Source organism: Streptomyces hydrogenans (assembly GCF_014656075.1).
GTDB classification, from domain to species: Bacteria; Actinomycetota; Actinomycetes; order Streptomycetales; family Streptomycetaceae; genus Streptomyces; species Streptomyces hydrogenans.
Window position 1 is genome coordinate 53,778 of sequence record NZ_BNBS01000013.1, and the last position, 18,457, is coordinate 72,234.

The following is an 18,457-nucleotide window of genomic DNA, read 5'->3' on the forward strand; positions in this document are numbered from 1 at the left end:
AGCCCCATGCACCTCGACCACGGCCACACCCACCACGGCTCCGTCTCCGCCGACGCCCACCGGCCCGACGGCACCCGGCGCGCCCTGCGCATCGGGCTCGGCGGCCCCGTGGGCTCCGGCAAGACGGCCACCGTCGCCGCGCTCTGCCGACACCTGCGCGACACGCTCTCCCTCGCCGTCGTCACCAACGACATCTACACCCGCGAGGACGCCGAGTTCCTGCTCCGCGAGGCGGTGCTGCCGCCGGAGCGCATCCAGGCGGTCGAGACCGGCGCCTGCCCGCACACCGCGATCCGCGACGACATCTCCGCCAACCTCGAAGCGGTCGAGGAACTGGAGGACACCGTCGGGCCCCTCGACCTGATCCTCGTGGAGTCCGGCGGCGACAACCTCACCGCCACCTTCTCCCGGGGCCTCGTCGACGCGCAGATCTTCGTCATCGACGTCGCCGGCGGCGACGACATCCCCCGCAAGGGCGGCCCCGGCGTCACCACGGCCGACCTCCTCGTCGTCAACAAGACCGACCTCGCCCCGTACGTCGGCTCCGACCTCGGCCGGATGGCCCGCGACGCGGCCGAGCAGCGCGGCGACCTGCCCGTCGCGTTCACCTCGCTGCGCTCGGCGGAGGGCGTCGGCCCGGTCGCCGACTGGGTGCGCGAGCGGCTCGCCGCCTGGACGGCGCTGCCCGCGCCCACCGCATGAGCCTGCGCGCCACCGCCCGGATCGCCGCCGCGGCCGACGGCTCCCTGCCGGTCCTGGAGAGCGACGGTCCGCTCGCCCCGCGCCGTACCCGCGCCGCCGCACCCGGCTGGACGCGGGTGACGGTGGTCGGCGCGATGAGCGCGCCGCTCGGTGGCGACCGGCTCGCGATCGAGACCGAGGTACGGGACGGGGCCAGGCTGCGGGTCGACTCGGCTGCCGCCACGCTGGCCCTGCCCGGCCGCGTCCCGCACCCGGCCGCGTACGAACTCCGGCTCCGCGTCGGCGCGTACGCCGCGCTGCACTGGTTGCCCGAACAGCTCGTCAGCGCCCACGGCTCCGACCTCCGGGTGCGGACGGACGTCGACCTCGACGCCACCGCGCGACTGGTGCTGCGGGAGGAGCAGGTCCTCGGCCGGCACGGCGAGCCGCCCGGCACGCTCTTCTCCCGGCTCACCGTCCGCCGCGCCGGCCGTCCGCTGCTCGACCAGGAACTCGCGTACGGCCCGGGCGCCCCGGGCGGCTGGGACGGCGGCGCCGTCCTGGCCGGTCACCGGGCCACCGGCCAGCTCCTGGTCGTCGACCCGGCCTTCGAGGAGGAACCGGTGGCGGCGCGCCCGCTCGGCGAGCACGGGGCGCTCACCCCGCTCGCCGGTCCCGCCGCCCTCGTCACCGCCGTCGCCCCCGACGCGCTCGCCCTGAGCCGGATCCTCGACGCGGCGCTCACCGAACTCGCCGACGTATGAGGCGGATCCGGGTGTACCGCTCAGCGGACACCCGGATCCGGTTATGGGTTCGGCAAAGAAACGTGTGTTCGCACTGACGCCGTGGCCTCCCTGACGAAAGGATCGCCCGAACAGACGACCACCTACAGGGGGAGGACCTGTGAGACGACGCACGGCAGTGCTCGGCTCCGCCGGAACGCTCATCGCCGGCACACTCGTCGCGGGCGCGCTCGCGGCTCCGATGGCCAGCGCCGACAGCGGCGCGCGCCACGGCCGGGACGCCGAGGCGTACGGGGTCGCGGTCGCCGCGGCCCAGGCCGCCCGCGCCGGCATCGACTGGCAGGACTGTCCCGCCGACTGGGGCCTGGAGCAGCCGATCCAGTGCGGCTGGGTCACCGTGCCCGTCGACTACGCCAAGCCGTACGGCAAGAAGATCAAGATCGCCGTCGACCGGATCGCCGCCACCGGCACCCCGGCCGAGCGCCAGGGCGCGCTCCTCTACAACCCCGGCGGCCCCGGCGGTTCCGGCCTGCGCTTCCCGCGCCGCGTCACCACGAACAACAAGATCTGGGCGAACGCCGCCAAGGCCTACGACTTCGTCGGCTTCGACCCGCGCGGCGTCGGCAAGTCCGCGCCGATCTCCTGCGTCGACCCGACCGAGTTCGTCAAGGGCCCCAAGCCCGACCCGGTCCCGGACAGCGAGGCCGACAAGCGGGCGCAGCGCAAGCTCGCCGCCGAGTACGCCGCGGGCTGCGCCGAGAAGAGCGGCGACATGCTCCCGTACATGACGACGCCGAACACCGCGCGCGACCTCGACGTCGTCCGCGCCGCCCTCGGCGAGAAGAAGCTCAACTTCGTCGGCGTCTCGTACGGCACCTACCTCGGCGCCGTCTACGGCACCCTCTTCCCGGACCACGTCCGGCGGATGGTGCTGGACAGCGTCGTCAACCCGTCGACCCGGTCGATCTGGTACGAGGCCAACCTCGGCCAGGACATCGCCTTCGAGGGCCGGCTCACCGACTGGATGACCTGGGTCGCGCGGAACGACGCCACCTACCACCTCGGGGACACCCTGGCGGAGGTCCGGCAGCAGTGGGAGACCCTGCGCGCCGCCGCCAAGAAGGCGCCCCTCGGCGGCAAGGTCGGACCGGCCGAGCTGATCGGCTTCTTCCAGAACGCCCCGTACTACGACTCCATGTGGGCCCCCGTGGCCGAGGCGTGGAGCGCGTACGCCGCCGGCGACCCGCAGCCGCTGATCGACAACGCCGCGGCCGACCTCACCGACACCGCCGGCAACATCGCCTCGGAGAACGGCAACGCCGTCTACACGGCGGTCGAGTGCGCGGACGCCCCGTGGCCGACCAGCTGGAAGAAGTGGGACCGGGACAACTCCCGCCTCCACGAGCAGTACCCGTTCATGACCTGGGCGAACGCCTGGATGAACCTGCCCTGCGCCACCTGGAAGGCGCCGAGCCAGAAGCCCGTGCAGGTGAAGACGGGCAAGGGCCTGCCGCCCGTGCTCATCACCCAGTCCGAGCGCGACGCCGCCACGCCGTACGAGGGTGCTGTGGAACTGCACAAGCGGTTCAAGGGCTCGCGCCTGATCACGGAGAAGGACGCCGGCTCGCACGGCATCACCAACCTGGTCAACCCGTGCCTCAACCCCAAGGTCGAGACGTACCTGCTGACCGGCAAGGTGGACGCCACGGACCAGACCTGCGCCCCGCACGCCGCGCCGCAGCCGTAACACCCGTCGGTCCCCGACCGGGGGCCGACGTCAGGAGGGGCGGTCGCCCGGCGACCGCCCCTCCGCCGTGCCTCCGCTCACCCGTCGGTCGCCGCCGCCTTCACCACGGCCGCGTACTCGTCCACGTACTCCTGGCCCGACAGCCGCATGATCGCGTACATGATCTCGTCCGTGACCGCCCGGACCACCGTCCGTTCGTCCGCCGAACCCGCGAAGCGCGAGAAGTCCAGCGGCTCCCCGAAACGGATCGTCACCCGCCGGATCCGCGGCACCACCCGCCCCGGCGGCTGGATCTCGAAGGTGCCGACCATCGCGCACGGCACCACCTTCACCCCGGCCGTCAGCGCCATCACCGCCACCCCGACCTTGCCCTTGTACAGCCGCCCGTCGTGCGAGCGCGTGCCCTCCGGGTAGATGCCGAGCAGCTCGTCCTTCGCCAGCACCCCGAGGCCCTCGCGGATCGCCGCCCGCCCCGCCTCCTTGCCCGAGCGGTCCACCGGGATCTGCCCGGCCGCCCGGAAGAACGCGGCGGTCAGCCGCCCCCTCAGCCCCGGCCCGGTGAAGTACTCCTGTTTGGCCAGGAAGGTGATCCGCCGGTCGAGCACCACCGGCATCAGGAAGTGGTCCGAGAAGGAGAGGTGGTTGCCCGCGACGATCGCCGCGCCCTCCTCGGGGATGTGCTCGATCCCCTCCACCCTCGGCCGGAACAGCAGTTTCAGCAGCGGTCCGAGCAGTACGTACTTCAGCAGCCGGTAGAACACCGGAACCCCCGTTCGTCGTCCGTCACGCCCGTTGTAACGCCCCGGCCGCCCGTGGTCCACTGGTGGGAGTGGCCCGACTCTCACCCGGGAGGCCGAGATGCCAGGCGCGCACCGACCCCGGGGTCCCCGGCGCGTGCTCACCGCGCTGCTGTGCGCGGTGACCGCGGCCGGATTGTACGGTTGCACAGGATCGGGCCCGACGGACCCGCCGCCGACGCGTACGCCCACCAGCGCCCCGAGCGGCGTCTCCCCGTTCACCGGACTGCCCGCCCGCACCGGCCCCGTCCTCGCCGTCAAGATCGACAACGTGGCGGCCGCCCGCCCCCACACCGGCCTCGGCGCCGCCGACCTCGTCTACGTCGAACAGGTCGAGGGCGGCGTCACCCGCCTCCTCGCCGTCTACTCCTCCCGTCTCCCCGACAGCGTCGGCCCCGTCCGCAGCGCCCGCGAGTCCGACATCTCCCTGCTGCGCCCCTTCGGCCACCCCGCGCTCGCCTACTCCGGCGCCCAGCGCGCCCTGAACCCGCTCCTCGAATCCGCGCCCCTCGACCTGGTCAGCGAGTCCACCGCACCCGGCGCCTTCCGTCGCTCCCCGGACCGCCCCGCCCCGCACAACCTCTACGTGCGCCCCGCGCGCGCCCTCGCCGCCGCCCCCGACGCCTCGGACGCGCGGCCGATCGGACTGCGCTTCGGCCCCGCGCCCGCCGGCGGCACCGCGACCACCGCGGAGACCGTCCGCTTCCCGGCCGCCCGCTACACCTTCACCTGGTCCGCCGCCGGGCACGGCTGGCGCGTCGCGATCGACGGACGCGGCGCGACCAGCACCGACAGCGGCCCGCTCGTCCCCGCCACCGTCGTCGTGCAGCGCGTGACGATCCGGTCCTCCGCCTTCCACGACGTGAACGGCGCCGTCTCCCCGTACACCGAGACCACCGGCTCCGGCACCGCGACCGTGCTGCGCGACGGGCGGGCGTACGAGGCCCGCTGGTCCCGCCCGGACCCGGCCGGCGGCACCACCTTCACCACCCCCGACGGCAGCCCCCTCGCCTTCGCCCCCGGACAGGTCTGGATCGTCCTCGCACCGCGCTGAGGACCCCCTCCGGGCGCGGCGGATGATCACACCGGACCCGGGTAGGGGCGGGAGACAGCAGTCACTCCCGGGGAGGAGGCACGCCATGAGCGCCGACCTGTGGGGCTACGCGGAGTCCTCCGGCCACGTGCCGGGCGACACCCTGATCGGATACGCGGTGGAGGCCACCGACGGAGGGATCGGGAAGGTCGACCGGCACACGGAGGACGTCGGCCGTTCCTACCTCGTCGTGGACACCGGGCCGTGGATCCTCGGCCACAAGGTCGTCCTGCCCGCCGGCCTCGTCGACCGGCAGAACGAGACCGTGCACGTCACCTGCACCAAGGAGCACGTCCGCGGGTCGCCGGACTTCGAGTCCGGGCAGAACGAGCACGACGTCACCTTCATCCGGCTCGTCGAGCAGTACTACGCGAACCGGCACATGTGAGGGAGCCCTCGATCAGCGCGGTGTCGGGCCCGTCCCGCCCGCGCGGGGCCGGCGCGGCGTCGTGAGCGCCTCGGTGCTGTCCGCCGCCGCCATGCCGATCGTCGCCACCCCGAGCACGATCCAGCCGAACCAGAGCCAGCCGCTGCTGCCGAGCGCCACCGTGTACGCGGTGATCAGCACCAGGACGGCGCAGGTGACGATCGTCATCGCCTTCGTGGAACCGGACATCCGCCCGCCCTCCTCCGGGGCCCGCGCCGGACCCCGACCGGGGCCCGGGAAGCCTCCCTCCCATCGTGACTCCCCACCGGGGGCGCGCGCTACTCCCCGGACGCTCCCGGCGTGCGCCGGACAGCACGGAGTCCCCGGGACCACCAGGTCCCGGGGGCTCCCGCGCACGGATCGCGCGACGCTCAGCGTCCGCGCGCCTGCAGCGACGCGAGGTAGGCGTTGTACTCCGCGAGTTCCTTGTCGCCGTCCCGGTCCGCCTGCCGGTCCTTGCGGACCGCCTGGCGCTGCTCGGAGTGGTACCACTGGTAGACCAGCGCGATCAGCACCAGCACGGACGGGATCTCGCTGAACGCCCAGGCGATGCCGCCCGCTGCGTTCTGGTCGGCGAGCGCGTCGATGCCGAGCGAGGCCGGCGGGTTCTTGTACGCCTCCACCATCGGCTGGGTCGCCATCATCATCGCGATGCCGAAGAAGGCGTGGAACGGCATGCCGGCGAACAGCTCCAGCATCCGCATCACGTATCCGGGCCGGTGCGGGCCCGGGTCCACGCCCATGATCGGCCAGAAGAAGACCAGGCCCACCGCGAGGAAGTGGACCATCATTGCGATGTGTCCCGGCTTCGACGCCATCAGGGTGTCGAAGAGCGAGGTGAAGTAGAGGCCGTAGAGGCTGGCGATGAACATGCTGATGGTGAAGACCGGGTGCGTGATGATCCGCATGTACCGGCTGTGCAGCAGCTTGAGGAGCAGCTCGCGCGGACCGAGGGAGCCGCGGCCGGCCACCGGCAGGGCCCGCAGGGCCAGCGTCACCGGCGCGCCGAGCAGCAGCAGGATGGGCGAGACCATGGAGATCACCATGTGCTGCACCATGTGCACGCTGAACATGACCATGCCGTAGTCGTTCAGCTTGGTGCACATCACGAGGGCGATGGTGAGCACGCCGACGGTGAAGAGCACGGTCCTGGCGACCGGCCAGGCGTCACCGCGGCGCCGCAGCCGGACGACCCCCCACCCGTACAGGCCGAGCGCCGCGAGGCACCCGAAGAGGAAGAACAGGTCGGGAGAGAACTCCAGGCCCCGCCCCAGCGTGAACGGCGGCAGATCCGTGGTCATGCCGTGCCCGCTGTGATCCATCGCTTACTCCTGGAGCCCATTGCGCGCCGAGCCCGTTTCGCGCTTGTTGTCCGCACCAGACTAGAACCGCCCCCGGCCGCGTTCGCGACCGGGGGCGGGTGTCGGGGCACGGCGGGCCCGGCGGGTGCTCAGAGCACGCACTCGGCCTCGGCGTAGCGGTCCGCGGGGACCGTCTTCAGGGTCTCGACGGCCTGGCCGAGCGGCACCATCACGATGTCGGTGCCGCGCAGCGAGGTCAGCATGCCGAACTCGCCGCGGTGCGCCGCCTCGACCGCGTGCCAGCCGAAGCGGGTGGCGAGGACGCGGTCGTAGGCGGTGGGGGTGCCGCCGCGCTGGACGTGGCCGAGGATGACCGGGCGGGCCTCCTTGCCGAGCCGGCGCTCCAGCTCGACGGAGAGCTGGTTGGCGACGCCGGTGAAGCGCTCGTGGCCGTAGATGTCGGTGCCGGCGGTCTTGAAGTCCATGGAGGAGCCCTCCAGCGGCTTCGCGCCCTCGGCGACGACGACGATGGCGAAGCGCTTGCCGTCCTCGAAGCGGGCACCGACGCGGGCGGTCAGCTCGTCGATGTCGAAGGGCCGCTCGGGGACGACGACGGCGTGGGCGCCGGCGGCCATGCCCGAGTGCAGGGCTATCCAGCCGGTGTGACGGCCCATGACCTCGACGACGAGGACGCGCTGGTGGGACTCGGCGGTGGTCTTGAGCCGGTCGAGGGCCTCGGTGGCCACGGTGACGGCGGTGTCGAAGCCGAAGGTGACGTCGGTCGACGCGATGTCGTTGTCGATGGTCTTCGGGACGCCGACGATGGGCAGGCCGGCCTCGGAGAGGAGGTGGGCGGCCTTGAGGGTGCCTTCGCCGCCGATCGGGATGATCGCGTCGAGGCCGAGGTCGGCGACGTGGCCCCGGGCGCGCTCCACACCGTCCACGAGGTGGGCGGGCTGGACGCGGGAGGAGCCGAGGATGGTGCCGCCGCGGGCGAGGATGCCGCCCACCGCGTCGAGGTCGAGCTTCCGGTAGTCGCACTCCAGGAGGCCCTTCCACCCGTCGTGGAAGCCGATGACCTCGTCCCCGTGGTCGACGACGGCCCGGTGCACGACGGAACGGATGACGGCGTTCAGACCGGGGCAGTCTCCGCCGGAGGTGAGCACACCAATGCGCATAGCCCAAAAACCTTTGCAACGTGGGCCGACTCCCGGACCACGTCGTCCGGCTGGATCCCCGCCACCCTATCGTTGCCGGGTGGCGGGGCCGAACCGGATGTCCGCAGATTGGACACCGTATTTGCTTACGAATCCAATGTGCGGTAACCCGCTCAGACGTGCGCCTTCGCAGGCGTCCTGATGGTTCGTCAGGCGGGCTGCGAGGCGGCCGCGATGCGCTCGGCGCGCAGCGCCTCGTACCACCGGTCGTCGGTCGGCGGCAGCGCGTTCACGTCGAGGGCCAGCTTCAGCATCAGGTCCGCGATCTGCGGGTTGCGGGCCATCACGGGACCGTGCATGTAGGTGCCGAAGACGGTGTCGTTGTACGCGCCCTCGGTGCCGTCGCCGGTGCCGTTGCCGTTGCCGAAGACGGTCCGCGCGAAGGGGCGGGCCGTCGGGCCGAGGTGGGTGACGCCCTGGTGGTTCTCGAACCCGGTCAGCTGGGGGAGGCCCAGGTGCGGGTCGATGTCGGCGAGCACGTCGCCGACGCAGCGGGCGCCCTCGCCGCGGACCGTGGTCACGTCGAGCAGGCCGAGGCCCGGCTCGCGCGCGCCGAGGTCGTTGACGAACTCGTGGCCCAGGATCTGGTAGCCGGCGCAGACCGAGAAGATGATCGCGCCGTTGGAGGCGGCCCGGGAGAGGCCGCCGTCGCGGCGCAGCCGCTCGGCCGCGAGCCGCTGCGGCCGGTCCTCGCCGCCGCCGACCAGGTAGATGTCGCCGGAGGTGGGGACGGGCTGGTCGCTGCGGACGTCGACGCGCTCGACGCTGAGGCCGCGCTGGCGGGCGCGGCGCTCCACGACGAGGACGTTGCCCTGGTCGCCGTAGGTGCTGAGCAGGTCCGGGTAGACCCAGACCACACGCAGGCTGCTGTCACTCATGTCGCGAGTCCTTCTGCGAGTCGGGGCGGGGTCAGTTGCCCACACGGCGGCGGACGTCCTGGAACGCGGTGTAGTTCGCGATCAGCTCGATCTGCCCGGGCGGGGCCATGGCGACGGCCTCGTCGAGCGTCTCGCAGACGCGGAAGTCGACGCCCGCGACCTCCAGGCGGACCGCGAGGTCCAGCCGGCGGTCGCCGATCACCATGATCGGGTGGCCGGCGAGCCGGCCGTAGTCGACGTCCCACAGCCAGGAGGTGTCGGTGCCGTCGGCTCCGCGCGCGTTGACGGAGAGGATGACGGGCGTCGGCGGCTGGTCGATGAGGGAGAAGGTCTCCAGCCAGCCCGCCGGGTTCTTGGCGAGCAGCAGCCGCAGCTGCCGGTCCTGGAAGGTGACCACGTCGTACCGGCCGGCCACGGCCTGGACCTGGTACATGCGCTCCAGGGCGACCTGCGGCGGGACGCCGAAGACGGCGGCGACGGCGGCCGAGGTGGCGGCGTTCGCCTTGTTGGCGCGGCCGGGCAGCTGGAGCCGGATCGGCCAGGCCGAGCCGTGCGGGTCGAGCACGTGGTCGCCGCTGAGCGCCCAGCTCGGGGCGGGGCGGCGGAAGCCGCACTCGCCGCAGAACCAGTCGTCGCCGGGGCGCTGGAGGACGCCGCCGCAGGAGGGGCACGACCAGGCGTCGTCCTTCCACTCCTGGCCGACCGCGACCCACACCACGTTGGGCGAGGAGGAGGCGGCCCACACGATCAGCGGGTCGTCGGCGTTGGCGATCACGACGGCCTTGGAGCCGTTGAGCCCCTCGCGCCACTTCTCGGCGAGCATCCGCGTCTCGGCGGCGCGGTCGAGCTGGTCGCGGGAGAGGTTGAGCAGCGCGATGGCCTTGGGGGTGGTGTCGCGGGCGACGCCGGCGAGGTACTTCTCGTCGACCTCGATCACGCCGTACTTGGCGTCACTGCCGCCGGCGAGGGCGGAGGTGATGCCCGCGGGCATGTTGGCGCCGAGGGCGTTGGAGACCACCGGGCCGCTGGCCCGCAGTGCCTCGGCGATCAGCCGGGTCGTGGTGGTCTTGCCGTTGGTGGCGGACACGAGGACGACGTCCAGGTGCTGCGCGAGCCGTCCCAGCAGGTCGGGGTCGAGCTTGAGCGCCACCCGGCCGCCGATCACCGATCCACTGCCGCGACCGGCCGCCCGCGACACCGCGGCGGCTGCCTTGCCCGCGGTCACGGCCAGCTTGGCGCGCGGCGACAGCGGCTCTGGATTACCGGGGTGTCCTGACATCGTCCTTGATCCTCCTTGCGTCGGTCGGGGCTCAGCCTATCGAGAACCGGCCAGGAGCCCGAACCACGGCACCGTGCCGACCGTATGAAATGAGGAGGTCACGGCGGACCGTACCCTTACGGCCATGCGAAACCGCCCCATCCCCGGCAGCTCCGGCATCGTCCGGACGATGACCCTGCTCGGCGACCCCGTGCTGCACGCGCCCTGCGCCCCCGTCACCGAGTTCGGCCCCGAACTCGACGGTCTGGTGGAGTCCATGTTCGCCACCATGTACGCGGCGCACGGCGTCGGCCTCGCCGCCAACCAGGTGGGCGTGGGGCTGCGGGTCTTCGTCTACGACTGCCCGGACGACGAGGAGGCGCGGCACCTGGGGCACGTGGTGAACCCGCGCCTGGTGGAGGCGGACGGCGAGGAGTACCGCGGTCCCGAGGGCTGTCTGTCCCTGCCGGGCCTGGAGGCGCCGGTCGCCCGTTTCGACCGCGCGGTGGTGGAGGGCGTCCGCACGGACGGCACCCCGGTCCGCGTCGAGGGCACCGGTTTCTTCGCCCGCTGCCTCCTCCACGAGCTGGACCACCTGGAGGGCCGCGTCTACGCGGAGCGCGTCACGGGGTGGCGGAGATCACGTCTGGTCCGGGCGATCCGCAAGCGGCCCTGGGGTGCGGGCGCGTCCGCGCTGGAGGCCTGACCGACCCTTTCCCCGGTACGGCTCCGAGGGCGCCCGCCCGGAGTCGCCACGCCCCCGGCGCCAGGTCCTGCCCCGCTCCGGGGCCGCCCCCACCCGTGCCGGCCGGACCGGGCCGGGCGCGGAGGGCTTCTCCCGGAACCGTCAGAAGCCCGGGCCGCCGGGGCGGTCGTCGGCTTCGGCGAGGCGGCCCCAGAGGAGGTCCGCGAGGGAGCGGACGAGTTCGGCGCGGGAGCAGGGGCGCTCGCCGAGCCACCAGTCGCCGGCGGCGTGCATCATGCCGACGATGCCGTGGCCCCAGATCCGGGCCTGCGCGTCGGCGGCCGGGCCGAGGTCGACGCGCTCGGCGATGACCTGGCCCAGCTCCTCGCCCATGCGGCGCAGCAGCGGCGCGGAGTGGCGGCCGACGTCGAAGCCCTGCTCGGCCTGGTGGGACTCCTCGGCCGGGTGCATGAGGAAGCGGTAGACCTGGGGCATCGCCTCGATGGAGGCGAGGTAGGTGTCGAGGGTGGCCTCGACCCGGCGGCGCCGGTCGGCGGGGGCGTCGAGCGCGGCCCGCAGCGAGGCGAGGAGGGCGTCGGTGTGGCGGGTGGCGAGGGCGCGGTAGAGGCCGCCCTTGTCGCCGAAGTGGCGGTAGAGGATCGGCTTGGTGATGCCGGCCTCGGCCGCGATCGCGTTCATGGAAGCCTTGGGTCCGTCGCGGAGCACCACCCGGTCCGCCGCCTCCAGCAGTTCGCGCCGCCGCTGCTCGGCGGGCTTCTGCTGGTCGGTGGTCCGGTGTGCGATGTCCATAAGCGTGTCTCCCCGCCCGTGCGATGACCTGAGGCTGTCGCAACGTAACACCCGACCGGCACCGCGTGCCGAACGGTCCGATCCGCTTCGCCCGCGCGATCCCGCAGGTTGACAGTCGTACCCACCGGTAACAGACTGGTGTTACCGCAAGTAACGTACTGCTGGGAGGGAACATGGCCGAGTTCACGTTCGAGCTCAATGACGACCAGAAGGAAGTCCGTGACTGGCTTCACGGCTTCGCCGCGGACGTCATGCGGCCGGCGGCCGCCGAGTGGGACGAGCGTGAGGAGACCCCCTGGCCGATCATCCAGGAGGCGGCCAAGCTCGGAATCTACTCCCTCGACTTCTACGCGCAGCAGTTCTTCGACCCCACCGGCCTCGGCGTCCCGATGACGATGGAGGAGCTCTTCTGGGGCGACGCGGGCATCGCGCTCTCCATCGTCGGTACCGGCCTGGCCGCCGTCGGCGTGCTCGCCAACGGCACCGAGGAGCAGATCGGCACCTGGGTGCCGCAGATGTACGGCGACGCGAACGACGTCAAGGTCGCCGCCTTCTGCTCCTCCGAGCCCGACGCCGGCTCCGACGTCGCCTCGATGCGGACGAGGGCCGTCTACGACGAGGCCAAGGACGAGTGGGTGCTCAACGGCACCAAGACCTGGGCGACCAACGGCGGCATCGCCAACGTCCACGTCGTCGTCGCCGTCGTCGACCCGGAGCTCGGCTCCAAGGGCCACGCCTCCTTCATCGTGCCGCCGAACACCCCGGGCCTCTCCCAGGGCCAGAAGTTCCAGAAGCACGGCATCCGCGCCTCGCACACCGCCGAGGTCGTCCTGGAGGACGTGCGGATCCCCGGCTCCTGTCTCCTCGGCGGCAAGGACAAGCTCGACGAGCGGCTGGCCCGGGCCCGCGAGAAGGCGAAGGCGGGCGGCGGCGAGCGCGTGAAGAACGCCGCCATGGCCACCTTCGAGGCGTCCCGCCCGGCCGTCGGCGCGATGGCCGTCGGCACCGCCCGCGCCGCGTACGAGGTCGCCCTCGACTACGCGAAGACCCGTGTGCAGTTCGGCCGCCCGATCATCGAGAACCAGGGCGTCGCCTTCCAGCTCGCCGACATGGCGACCCAGATCGACGCCGCCCGCCTGCTGGTGTGGCGCGCCTCGTGGATGGCCACCGCCGGGAAGCCCTTCACGAACGCCGAGGGCTCCATGTCCAAGCTGTACGCGAGCGAGGTCGCCAAGTCCGTCACGGCCCAGGCGATCCAGATCCTCGGCGGCAACGGCTACACCCGCGAGTACCCGGTGGAGCGCATGCACCGCGACGCCGCGATCTACACCATCTTCGAGGGCACCAGCGAGATCCAGCGGATGGTCATCGGCCGCGCCATCGGGAAGTAGCCCCCCGGCGCCCGGGTCCCGAGCCCGGGCCCGGGCTCAGCCGAACCAGACGATCAGGCGGACGTTCTCGTCACCGTGGACGGCCGCCAGATCGCGCATGAGCGCCCAGACCGGGCCCCAGCGGTCGCCGTCCGGCGGGGCGAACATCCGCGCCGTGTACACCACCGGCCGGTAGACCGCCCCGTCGAGCGGCACCTCGCCGTCCGGCGGCCACTCCCACGGCCACAGGTCCTCGCCGAACAGTTCCTCGGCCGCGTCAAGCACGGCGAGCGGCGTCCAGCCCACGTGGTCCAGCACGAGCTCGCCGTCCGGACCCGGCACCCACACCCCGATGTGGTTGCCGTCGGCGCGGTCGTTCAGCGGCGCGTCCCAGTCGACGGCCGCCACCTCGGCCCATGTGGCGTACGAGTGGCTGTGGTTGATCTCGTTGTCGGGGATGTCCTCGGAGGCACCCTCCGGGACACCCCGCGCGTCCCACAGCGGACGGTCCACCTGGAGCGCGCCCCCGTACCCGAACAGGATCTCCCGCGCGCTCCGGTCGCGCACCGCCGCGCAGTCGGGCAGCCAGTCGCGGACCGCCCAGCGCCCGTCCCGCCCCCGCACCTCGATCGCACCCTCGATATCGGTCCCCATGCCCGGAAGGCTATCCGCGTGTACGGGACGGCCGTTCGGAATTCACGGGTCCGCAAGGGCCGCTCCATCCCGCCTCCGTAGCGTCTCGGCCCGACCGAGACCGCTACCGAGGAGTACCGTGAGCGCCTCCGCTCTGACCGCCCTGGCCGCCGCGCTGACCGTGGTGACCGCGGTCCCCGCCGCCCCCCACCCCGTCCCCGTCACCGCCCGCGCCGAGACGCCCGTCGTGTACGACGACGAGGCGGGCGGCAACGCGAACGCGGACGACCCCGCCGTCTGGGTCGACCCCACCCGCCCCGGCCGCAGCCTGGTCATCGGCACCCTCAAGGAGGGCGGGCTCGACGTCTACGGGCTCGACGGCCGCCGCCTCCAGCACCTCGCCGCCCCGCCGGCCCCCGGCGCTGACGCCGCCCCCGGGCGCTTCAACAACGTCGACCTCGTCTACGGCTTCGAGCTGAACGGGCGCCGCACCGACCTCGCCGTCGTCAGCGACCGCGGCCGCGACCGGATCCGCGCCTATGCCATCGACCCGGCCGCCGTCGCCGCCGGCCGCGCCCCGCTGAGGGACGTCACCGCCGCCGACGTCGCCCCCGTCTTCGCCGCGAACGAGGCGGAGGTCGACGAGCAGACCACCTCCTACGGCCTCGCCGCCTACCGCGACGGCGACGACGCCTACGTCGTCGTCTCCCAGCGCGAGCGCAGCCGGCTGCGCCTCCTGGAACTGGAGGACCGCGGCGGCCGGGTCGGCTACCGCACCGAGTCCACGCTCGACCTGCCCACCTCCTTCGCCCTGCCCGGCGGCACCTCCTGGCGGCCCTGCGCCGACCCCGGCGAGCTGCCGCAGGTCGAGGGCATGGCCGTCGACCAGGAGGAGCACGTCCTCTACGCCGCGCAGGAGGCCGTCGGCCTCTGGCGCGTCGAGCTCGACGACGAGGAGTTCGAGCGGCCCGAACTCCTCGACCGCGTACGCGAGTACGGCACGCCGTGGACGTACGACGAGGTCGAGGAGGAGTGCGTCCTCGACACCGCGCACGACCCCGGCCTCGGCGGTGAGCACCTGAGCGCCGACGCCGAGGGCGTCACCGTCTACCACGGCGCCGACGGTGCCGGATACGTCCTCGCCTCCAGCCAGGGCGACGACAGCTTCGCCGTCTACGCCCGCGAGGGCGACCACGCCTACCTCGGCTCCTTCGCGGTCACCGACGGCACCGCCACCGACGGGGTGCAGCACTCCGACGGCGCCACCGTGGTGAACGTGCCGCTGGGCAGCGCCTTCCCGAAGGGCCTGCTCGTCACGCACGACGGTGAGGCCACCCCGGCGGACGGCGACCGCGAGGGCACCAACTTCAAGTTCACCCGCTGGGACGCCGTCGCCGCCGCCTTCCCGGCGCCGCTGACCGTCGACACCCGCTCCTTCGACCCGCGCGACGCCGACTGACCCGGGGCCGCGAGCGCGCCCCGGGCCACCGGCCGACCGGCCCGGGGCGACCGCTCCCGGCTCCCCGTCACACCACGCAGAACTCGTTCCCCTCCGGGTCCTGGAGCACCACCGCGTAGTAGTCCATGCCGTCCGGCTCGTCCATGGCGTACAGCACGGTCGCGCCGATCGCGGTCAGCCGGGCCACCTCCCCGTCCACCCGCGCCCGGCGCACCGCGAGCGGCACGGCGCGCCCGCCGCCGACCTTCAGGTCCAGGTGGAGGCGGTTCTTCCCGGTCTTCGGCTCCGGGACCTGCTGGAACCAGACCCGCGGGCCGACGCCCGCCGGGTCGACGAGGGACTCCGGCAGGTCCCCGGCCCCGTCGCCCAGCTCCTCCTCCGGGACGCCGATCGCCGCCCAGTACGCCCGCCAGCTCGCGTGCCCCTCGGGCGGCGGCTCGGGGACGTAGCGCAGCGCCTCCGCCCAGAACGGCACCAGCTGGCGCGGGTCGGCGCAGTCGACCGTCAGCTGGAGGGTCAGCGCGGGGCGCCCGTCCGGGCGGGCGTCGGGGGTCTCGTGGCTCTCGGGGTTCTCGCGGCTCTCGTCCATGCCGCCGAGCCTCCCAGACGCCACTGACAGACACCCGGATCCGGCCAACAGGCCAGAACCGGACGGCCCCTCGGCGGAAGCTACCCTCCGGTCACCTCCTGCGGGACAATCGCCGACGGCGCCGCGATCAAGGGGGAAGACGCATGACCACGGAAACCCGCACCGAAGCACCGGTCCTCACCGGACTGCCCGTCATCGGCTCGATGTTCGACCTCAAGAACGACTCGCTCGGCACCTTCCTGCGCGCCCGGCGCGAGCACGGCGACGTCGTCCGCATCTCCGCGGGCCCGCCCGGCATCCGCGCCCACGTCTACGCGGTCTTCTCCGCCGAGGGCGCCCAGCAGGTCCTGGCCGGCGAGTCCGCCAACTTCCGCAAGGACAACTCCTTCTACCAGGAGATCCGCGAGTCCTTCGGCAACGGCCTGCTGACCAGCCAGGACGACGACTACCTGCGCCAGCGCCGGCTCGTCCAGCCGCTCTTCACCAAGCGGCGCGTCGACGGCTACGCCGACGCCATCGCCACCGAGGTCGCCACCCTCACCACCGAGTGGGAGAAGGCGGGCACCACCACCGTCGACGTCCTCCACGAGTCCACCCGGCTGGCCCTGCGCGCGGTCGCCCGCATCCTCTTCGGCACCGACGTCGACTCCGCCGTCGAGGTCGTCGAGCGCTGCTTCCCCGGCGTCGGCTCGTACGTGCTCCGCCGCGGCTACTCCCCGGTGAACGTGCCCCGCGAGTGGCCCACCCCCGGCAACAAGCGGGCCGCCGCCCTGCACCGGGCGCTCTACGAGGAGTGCGACCGGATCATCGCCGAGCGCAGGTCCGCCGGGCGGACCGGCGTGGACGGCGACGACCTGCTGACCCTCCTCATGCGGGCCGAGAGCGCCGAGGACGGCACCTTCGACGCCACCGAACTGCGCGAGCAGGTCCTCGTCTTCCTGCTCGCCGGCCACGAGACGACGGCCACCTCGATCGGCTTCGCCCTCCACCTCCTCGCCCTCCACCCGGAGGTCCAGCGGCGCGCCCACGAGGAGGTCGACCGGGTCCTCGCGGGCCGCACGCCCGGCGCCGCCGACCTCGACGCCCTGCCGTACGTGACGCGGGTCCTCAAGGAGGCCATGCGGCTCTTCCCGGCCGCGCCCGTCATCGGCCGGCGGGCCGTCGCCGCCACCACCGTCGGCGGGGTCGCCATCCCGGCCGGCGCGGACGTCATCGTCGCCCCCTGGGTCACCCACCGGCACCCCGCCTACTGGGACGACGCCGAGCGCTTCGACCCGGACCGCTTCACGCCCGAGGCCGAGGCCGCCCGGCCCCGCTACGCCTGGTTCCCCTTCGGCGGCGGCCCCCGGGCCTGCATCGGCCAGCACTTCTCGATGCTGGAGTCGGTGGTCGCGCTCGCGATGATCCTCCAGCGCCACGGCTTCGAGGCGGTCGACACCGAGGTGCCGGTCGCCCCCGCCATCACGCTCCAGGCGGCCGGCCCGGCCCGCTGCCGGCTCGTCCCCAGGGAGGTCTGACCGGCGGGCTCAGTCCGTGTGCTTCCGGCCGTGGAGGTGGAGCGAGCGCAGGGCCGCCTCCAGGGCGAAGCGGTGGTCGGGGTCCAGGAGCCGGTCGCCGAAGTGGGTGTCGAGGTTGCGCAGCCGGTAGCGGACCGTCTGGGCGTGCACGCCGAGGAGTTCGCCGACCTGCTCGGCGGGGGCCCGGGTGGAGACGTGCACGCGCAGGGTCTCGATCAGCCGCTCGCGCCGGGTCCCGGACAGACCGTCGAGCGGGGCCAGTTCGCGCTGGGCGAGCTGCGCCATGAGCGCCGGGTCGGAGAGCAGCCAGAGCGTCGTGAGGTGGTCCTCGCAGGCGACCACGGGCGTGTCCGCGACGATGCCGTCGTCGATCAGCTGGAGGATCCGCCGGGACCAGCGCAGGGAGTGCGCGGCCTGCGCGGTCGGCACGGTCAGTCCGAGGACGGCGGGCGTGCCGGACAGCGCGGCGTCCAGCATCGCGCGGCGCTCGCCGGTCAGCGGTCCGGGGACCAGCAGGTGCGGGTGGGGGAGGCCGAGGTCGGCGAGGACGTCGCGGTCGAGCCGGGTCTGGACGACGCCGCCGGCGGGCGGCCGCAGCGCGACGACGGTGCACTCGGCGGGCAGCTCCCAGGACGCCTCCCGGCAGAGCTCGGCGATGGTCGCCCGGGGCAGCGGCGGTCCGGCGACGACCAGGTGGAGCAGCTTCCTGCGCAGCGCGGTCAGGTCGGAGACCGCGCGGGTCTGGACGGTGGCGTACCCCTCGCGGGAGAGCGCCTCCAGCTCGTCCACGTACGCGAAGAGGGCGTCCGCGAAGGCCAGGATCAGGGTGGGGGAGAGGTTGTAGGTGCGCCCGATGCTCTTGGCGCGCCGCAGGGCGATGCGGGCACCGAGGCGGTAGGCGCCGAGTAACGTGTCGAGGTCGCGTCCCTCGTACGCCTCCACCCGGCCGAACTGGCGGAGCAGTTCGTCGCGGAGGGCGGAGGTCGTCCCCGGGGTGTCGACCCGGTCCACGAAGGCGGCCAGCGCCTGCTCCACGCCCTGGCGGATGGCGTCGCAGTGGGGGCCGTTGAAGAGGTGGGCGTACACGGGGTAGGCGCGCTCGATCTCGACGCCGATCTCCTTGACGAGGCCCGGGATCTCCGGTCGCATCAGGGCGGCGAACTCTCTGGGCAGCGGATCGAGCGGCTCACCGAGCTCCGGTGACTGTGCGATTGAGGGCATGAACCGATCCCTTGCTCTGCTACGTGACCGG

The 18,457-nt window shown here is 73.2% G+C and carries 19 protein-coding genes; 9 read left to right on the top strand and 10 right to left on the bottom strand.

Going from position 1 to position 18,457, the window contains the following annotated elements:
• Positions 1-6: 6 nt before the first annotated feature.
• The 3 genes from ureG (at position 7) to IE321_RS08510 (ending at position 3,171) form a co-directional block, all read left to right on the top strand.
• A complete protein-coding gene (ureG, locus tag IE321_RS08500; protein ID WP_190222356.1) occupies positions 7-702 on the top strand; it encodes an urease accessory protein UreG in 696 nt (231 codons plus the stop codon).
• Positions 699-1,445, top strand: coding sequence for an urease accessory protein UreD (locus IE321_RS08505; RefSeq protein WP_190222357.1), 747 nt, complete (start codon positions 699-701; stop codon positions 1,443-1,445). Before ureG ends, IE321_RS08505 begins: the two co-directional genes overlap by 4 nt.
• 139 nt (positions 1,446-1,584) lie before the next feature.
• Entirely contained in the window at positions 1,585-3,171 is a 1,587-nt protein-coding gene (locus tag IE321_RS08510) for an alpha/beta hydrolase (RefSeq protein ID WP_190222358.1), read from the top strand.
• A 77-nt stretch (positions 3,172-3,248) separates the two neighbouring features.
• Here the strand turns inward: IE321_RS08510 and IE321_RS08515 are convergent, their stop codons facing one another.
• Positions 3,249-3,932 carry a lysophospholipid acyltransferase family protein gene (locus IE321_RS08515; RefSeq protein ID WP_190222359.1) on the bottom strand — a complete coding sequence of 228 codons (684 nt, stop codon included), beginning with the start codon at positions 3,930-3,932 and terminating at the stop codon, positions 3,249-3,251.
• A 97-nt stretch (positions 3,933-4,029) separates the two neighbouring features.
• On the opposite strand from IE321_RS08515, the gene IE321_RS08520 reads away from it, so the two are divergent.
• Both IE321_RS08520 and IE321_RS08525 read left to right on the top strand, forming a co-directional pair.
• Entirely contained in the window at positions 4,030-5,022 is a 993-nt protein-coding gene (locus IE321_RS08520; protein ID WP_190222360.1) for a DUF3048 domain-containing protein, read from the top strand.
• Between the two features lie 85 nt (positions 5,023-5,107).
• On the top strand, positions 5,108-5,449 hold the full coding sequence (locus IE321_RS08525) for a PRC-barrel domain containing protein (protein ID WP_190222361.1): 342 nt from the start codon (positions 5,108-5,110) through the stop codon (positions 5,447-5,449).
• Positions 5,450-5,461: 12 nt separating this feature from the next.
• Here IE321_RS08525 and IE321_RS08530 read toward each other — a convergent pair whose 3' ends face one another.
• The 5 genes from IE321_RS08530 to IE321_RS08550 all read right to left on the bottom strand — a co-directional run bounded on the left by IE321_RS08530 (position 5,462) and on the right by IE321_RS08550 (position 10,163).
• A complete protein-coding gene (locus IE321_RS08530) occupies positions 5,462-5,677 on the bottom strand; it encodes a hypothetical protein (RefSeq protein ID WP_043223409.1) in 216 nt (71 codons plus the stop codon).
• Between the two features lie 182 nt (positions 5,678-5,859).
• Positions 5,860-6,810: a cytochrome c oxidase assembly protein gene (locus IE321_RS08535; protein WP_043223410.1), complete on the bottom strand. Its 951-nt coding sequence runs from the start codon at positions 6,808-6,810 to the stop codon at positions 5,860-5,862.
• Positions 6,811-6,938: 128 nt separating this feature from the next.
• The gene (locus IE321_RS08540; RefSeq protein ID WP_043223411.1) at positions 6,939-7,967 is read right to left on the bottom strand and encodes a 6-phosphofructokinase; all 1,029 of its coding nucleotides are present in this window, start codon (positions 7,965-7,967) and stop codon (positions 6,939-6,941) included.
• A 188-nt stretch (positions 7,968-8,155) separates the two neighbouring features.
• A complete protein-coding gene (locus IE321_RS08545; RefSeq protein WP_043223413.1) occupies positions 8,156-8,884 on the bottom strand; it encodes a type 1 glutamine amidotransferase in 729 nt (242 codons plus the stop codon).
• Positions 8,885-8,915: 31 nt separating this feature from the next.
• On the bottom strand, positions 8,916-10,163 hold the full coding sequence (locus tag IE321_RS08550; RefSeq protein WP_043223414.1) for a Mur ligase family protein: 1,248 nt from the start codon (positions 10,161-10,163) through the stop codon (positions 8,916-8,918).
• Positions 10,164-10,287: 124 nt separating this feature from the next.
• Between IE321_RS08550 and def the strand changes: the two genes are divergently transcribed.
• Complete coding sequence (gene def / locus IE321_RS08555; RefSeq protein WP_190222362.1) at positions 10,288-10,848, top strand: peptide deformylase; 561 nt, start codon at positions 10,288-10,290, stop codon at positions 10,846-10,848.
• A 141-nt stretch (positions 10,849-10,989) separates the two neighbouring features.
• On the opposite strand, the gene IE321_RS08560 is transcribed toward def, so the two are convergent.
• On the bottom strand, positions 10,990-11,637 hold the full coding sequence (locus IE321_RS08560; RefSeq protein ID WP_043223419.1) for a TetR/AcrR family transcriptional regulator: 648 nt from the start codon (positions 11,635-11,637) through the stop codon (positions 10,990-10,992).
• A gap of 173 nt (positions 11,638-11,810) precedes the next feature.
• On the opposite strand from IE321_RS08560, the gene IE321_RS08565 reads away from it, so the two are divergent.
• Positions 11,811-13,028: an acyl-CoA dehydrogenase family protein gene (locus tag IE321_RS08565; RefSeq protein ID WP_043223421.1), complete on the top strand. Its 1,218-nt coding sequence runs from the start codon at positions 11,811-11,813 to the stop codon at positions 13,026-13,028.
• 36 nt (positions 13,029-13,064) lie between these two features.
• Here IE321_RS08565 and IE321_RS08570 read toward each other — a convergent pair whose 3' ends face one another.
• Positions 13,065-13,661, bottom strand: coding sequence for a hypothetical protein (locus IE321_RS08570; RefSeq protein WP_190222363.1), 597 nt, complete (start codon positions 13,659-13,661; stop codon positions 13,065-13,067).
• 118 nt (positions 13,662-13,779) lie between these two features.
• On the opposite strand from IE321_RS08570, the gene IE321_RS08575 reads away from it, so the two are divergent.
• The gene (locus IE321_RS08575; protein WP_190222364.1) at positions 13,780-15,099 is read left to right on the top strand and encodes a phytase; all 1,320 of its coding nucleotides are present in this window, start codon (positions 13,780-13,782) and stop codon (positions 15,097-15,099) included.
• Positions 15,100-15,166: 67 nt separating this feature from the next.
• Here the strand turns inward: IE321_RS08575 and IE321_RS08580 are convergent, their stop codons facing one another.
• Positions 15,167-15,688 carry a VOC family protein gene (locus tag IE321_RS08580; protein WP_190222365.1) on the bottom strand — a complete coding sequence of 174 codons (522 nt, stop codon included), beginning with the start codon at positions 15,686-15,688 and terminating at the stop codon, positions 15,167-15,169.
• A gap of 143 nt (positions 15,689-15,831) precedes the next feature.
• On the opposite strand from IE321_RS08580, the gene IE321_RS08585 reads away from it, so the two are divergent.
• Positions 15,832-17,205, top strand: a complete 1,374-nt coding sequence (locus IE321_RS08585; RefSeq protein WP_190222366.1) for a cytochrome P450 — start codon at positions 15,832-15,834, stop codon at positions 17,203-17,205.
• Positions 17,206-17,214: 9 nt separating this feature from the next.
• On the opposite strand, the gene IE321_RS08590 is transcribed toward IE321_RS08585, so the two are convergent.
• A complete protein-coding gene (locus IE321_RS08590; protein WP_043223429.1) occupies positions 17,215-18,426 on the bottom strand; it encodes a PucR family transcriptional regulator in 1,212 nt (403 codons plus the stop codon).
• Positions 18,427-18,457 lie beyond the last annotated feature (31 nt).